Here is a 4,041-nt window from a genome sequence, read left to right on the forward strand (position 1 = left end):
GGACAAGCTGCACTTCGGCGATTCGAACCCCTACGAGGACCTGCCGCAGCTCCGCATCTACACCTACGACCTCGGCGACGTCTTCCGCAACGAGGGCTACGTCGCCCTCGACGACAAGGCCTTCAACTTCGCTGAGTTCTTCCGCGTGGGCGACGACGGGCGTCTTGCCCACGAGAGGGACGTGTGGAGCTTCCTCAACCTCTTGTGCAAGAGCGACTCCGGCAGCAACTACCCCTACTCGCGCGACGGCTACCGCCGGCTCTTCCGGCACACGCTCTGGATGGTTCCCGGCGTCCGCGCCGCCAAGGCCCTGAAGGAGCTCATGCTGGCGCATCCCGTCTTTGGCAGCGGGCAGTTCGACATCGTGAACGTAGCCGGCGACGGCGACGAGGAAAGCGACAACGCACTCGAATACGTGCAGAATGCCATCCGCGGCGCCGACCGCGCGGGCACCTACACCATCACGCTTTCCTGCGGCAGGCTCACAACGGGCGTGACCGTGCGAGAGTGGACGGCCGTGCTCATGCTCGCGGGCAGCTACTCGACGAGCGCCACGAACTACCTCCAGACGATCTTCCGCGTGCAGTCGCCCTGCGACATGGGCGGCAAGGCCAAGGAGCGCGCCTACGTCTTCGACTTCGCGCCCGACAGGACGCTCAAGATGGTCGCGAAGGCGGTCTCCGTCTCGGCCAAGGCGGGACGCACATCGAGGGGCGACCGCGAGGCGCTCGGAGCCTTCCTCAACTTCTGCCCCGTCATCGGCATCAGCGGCTCGCGCATGGAGCGCTACGACACCGGCAGGCTTCTGCGCCAGCTCAAGCGCGCCTGGGCCGAGGCCGTCGTGCGCAACGGGTTCGAGGACCAGAACCTGTACAACCAGGAGCTCCTGAACCTCAGCAAGGGTGACCTCAGGGAGTTTGACAAGCTCAAGGAGATTGTCGGCGCCACGAAGCCCTCGAAGACGCCGACCGACATCCCCATCAACGACCAGGGGCTCACCGACGAGGAGCGCGAACAGGTAGAGCGCGCCGAGAAGAAGCCCAAGCGGGAGCTCACCGCCGAGGAGAAGGCGCTCCTCGAGAAGCTCAGGAAGGCGAAGGAGAACCGCAAGGCGGCCATATCGATACTCACCGGCATAAGCGTTCGCATGCCGCTGCTCATATACGGGGCGGACGTGCCCTACGAGGAGGACATCGACCTCAAGAGGTTCGTGGACATGGTGGACGAGCGCTCTTGGGAGGAGTTCATGCCCAAGGGCGTGACCAAGCGCGTCTTCCGCCGCTTCGTGAAGTACTACGACGAGGACGTGTTCGTGGAGGCGGGCAGGCGCATCCGCAACGTGACGCGGCATGCCGACACGCTGGCTCCCACCAAGCGGGTCAAGGAGATCGCCCACCTCTTCGGATACTTCAAGAACCCGGACAAGGAGACGGTGCTCACGCCCTGGCGCGTCGTGAACATGCATATGGGCGGCATGCTCGGCGGCTGGGACTTCTGGGACGAGGGCCACACGACGGAGCTGGAAGAGCCCCGCTTCGTCGACCATGGCGCCGTGACGCGCCGCGTCTTCTGGGGCGGCAAGGCTGCCTATCAGGGGCAGGCCACGCTGTTCGGAAGCCTCGGCCCAGAGCCTGGCGAGCAGAGAACCCTCTTCGACGAGCCGAGCACCCACATCCTCGAGATCAACTCGAAGACCGGCCTCTACCCGCTCTACGTGACCTACTCGATGTTCCGCGCGAGCATGGGAGACCGCTTCGTCGACGCGAGCCCGGAGCGGCAGCGAGAGGTATGGAACGAGGTCGTGCGCAACCGCGTCTTCGTCATCTGCAAGACGCCCATGGCCAAGGCCATCACGCGCCGCACGCTCGTGGGCTACAGCGAGAATATTCCGGTCAACATGCGCTATGTGGAGGACCTCGACAACGTGATGGCCAACAAGCGCCAGCAGTTCATGCGCAAGGTTGCCCGGGGCAGTTATTGGGACGACCAGTTCGGAGGGGCCGTGGAATTCAGCGCAATCGTGGGCAACCCGCCCTATCAGAAGGACGACGGAGGGCATAACAACTCAGCTATGCCCGTCTATCAGGAGTTCGTCGAGACCGCCATCGACCTCGACCCGGAGTACGTCTCGATGATCACACCGTCGCGATGGTTCAGTGGCGGCAAGGGCTTGGACGACTACCGCGACCGCATGCTCCACGACCACCACCTGCGCGAGCTCGTTGACTTCCCCAAGCTCTACGAGCCCTTCCCGAACGTTAAGATACGCGGCGGCATCTCGTACTTCCTCTGGGACCGCTCCTGGGACGGCCCCTGCACCGTCCAGACCATGGAGGACGGCAAGCCCGTGGGCGAGGCGATCGCCCGCTACCTCGATGAGTACGACGTTCTCGTGAGAAGGAACGAGGCCTTGCCCATCTTGGAGAAGGTACGAGCGAAGAGCGAGCCGACACTTGACGCTAGGGTATCTAGCTCCAAGCCTTTTGGTTTGCGTACGTATTTCCACGGTAGCGAAAGCCCCGATGGTCTTGACGATCCGGTTAAGCTCTATGGCTCGCAGAGCGTCAGCTGGATTGAGAGAAAAGATGTTCCCAACCACCAAGATTGGCTGGATGCTTGGAAGGTACTCGTAACAGCCGTCCAAGGCACCAGCGCCGCCGTCGAGACCAAGTTCCTCTCTACACCCATCATTGCCGGCGTTAGCACTGCATGCTCGGAGACCTACCTTGTCGCCGGGCTCTTTGAGCATGAGAGCGAAGCTCTCTCGTACGTATCCTACCTCCGTACACGTCTCGTTCGTTTTCTGATTTCGCTACGAAAGCTTGCTCAGCACGTCACGAAAGACACCTTTGCGTTCGTACCTGACCTCACGTATGACCACGAGTGGACCGACGACATGCTCTACGAGCGCTACGGACTCAACGAGAATGAGATCGCCTTCGTCGAGTCCGTCGTAAAGCCGATGGACTAGGACTTTATGTACAGTATCTAATCATAGGAAGACAAACCACATGAGAAAGATCGAGGGCCACGAGAAGTCGCTCAAGGAGCTTCTCCAGAACACCAAGTACTCCATCCACTACTACCAGCGCGAGTACGCATGGCAGCGCAAGCAGATCCAGGAGCTCGTGGATGACCTCACTGACGAGTTCCTGACCTATTACGACCCGAGCCACGAGCGGACTGAAGTATCGAAATACGGTGTCTACTTCATGGGCAGCGTCGTGCTCGCGGGGCGAGAGAACGCTATCATCGACGGGCAGCAACGCCTCTCCTCGCTCACGCTGCTTCTCATCTATGTCAGGCGGCGCCTCCTCGACATCAACGTGACGGTCAGCGCCATCGACCAGATGATCTACTCGGAGAGCTATGGCAAGTCTTCCTTCAACATCTCAGTCGAGGAGCGGGAGGACTGCCTCCGGGCGCTCTTCGAGGACAAGGACTTCGACACGACCGGCTCAGGCGAGAGCGTCATGAACCTCTACGGGAGGTACCAGGACATCGTCGACCTCTTCCCCGGGAGGATCGACGACCACGCCATGCCCTACTTCGCCGACTGGCTGGCGGAGAAGGTCTATTTCATCGAGATTCCCACAGAGACCGAGCAGGACGCCTACAAGGTCTTCGTGACCATGAACGACCGCGGTCTCAGCCTCACCTCAGCCGAGATGCTCAAGGGGTACCTGCTTTCCGAGGTAGCCGACGACAAGCTGCGCGAGAAGCTAAACGGTACCTGGAAGGAGAAGGTGTTCGCGCTCAAGGAGCTTGGTAACGGCGAGGAGGAGGACTGCATCAAGGCGTGGCTCCGCGCCAAGTACGCCCAGACCATCCGCGAGAACAAGAAGGGCGCCGAGCCCGAGGACTTCGACCTCATCGGAGGCAGCTTCCACACGTGGGTCCGGGACAACCACGTCCGCATGGGCCTCAACGGCTCCGATGACTTCGTGAGGTTCATCAAGGAGTTCTTCTACTTCGCAGACCTCTATACGCGTGTCAAGGGCTACGAGGGCATCCTTGCGGCCGAGCAGCCCTACCTCTACT

General features: G+C 61.4%; 2 protein-coding genes. Both read left to right on the top strand.

Annotated features, from left to right (window positions below; all coding sequences use genetic code 11):
• On the top strand, positions 1 to 2,971 hold a 2,971-nt coding region (locus ACI38Z_RS03250; RefSeq protein WP_439788752.1), incomplete at its 5' end, for an Eco57I restriction-modification methylase domain-containing protein.
• Positions 2,972 to 3,011: 40 nt separating this feature from the next.
• Positions 3,012 to 4,041 (top strand): DUF262 domain-containing protein (locus tag ACI38Z_RS03255; RefSeq protein WP_439788753.1); only part of this gene is annotated, 1,030 nt, incomplete at its 3' end.

Origin of the sequence: Parafannyhessea sp. (assembly GCF_051876455.1) — a bacterium.
Classification (GTDB): domain Bacteria; phylum Actinomycetota; class Coriobacteriia; order Coriobacteriales; family Atopobiaceae; genus Parafannyhessea.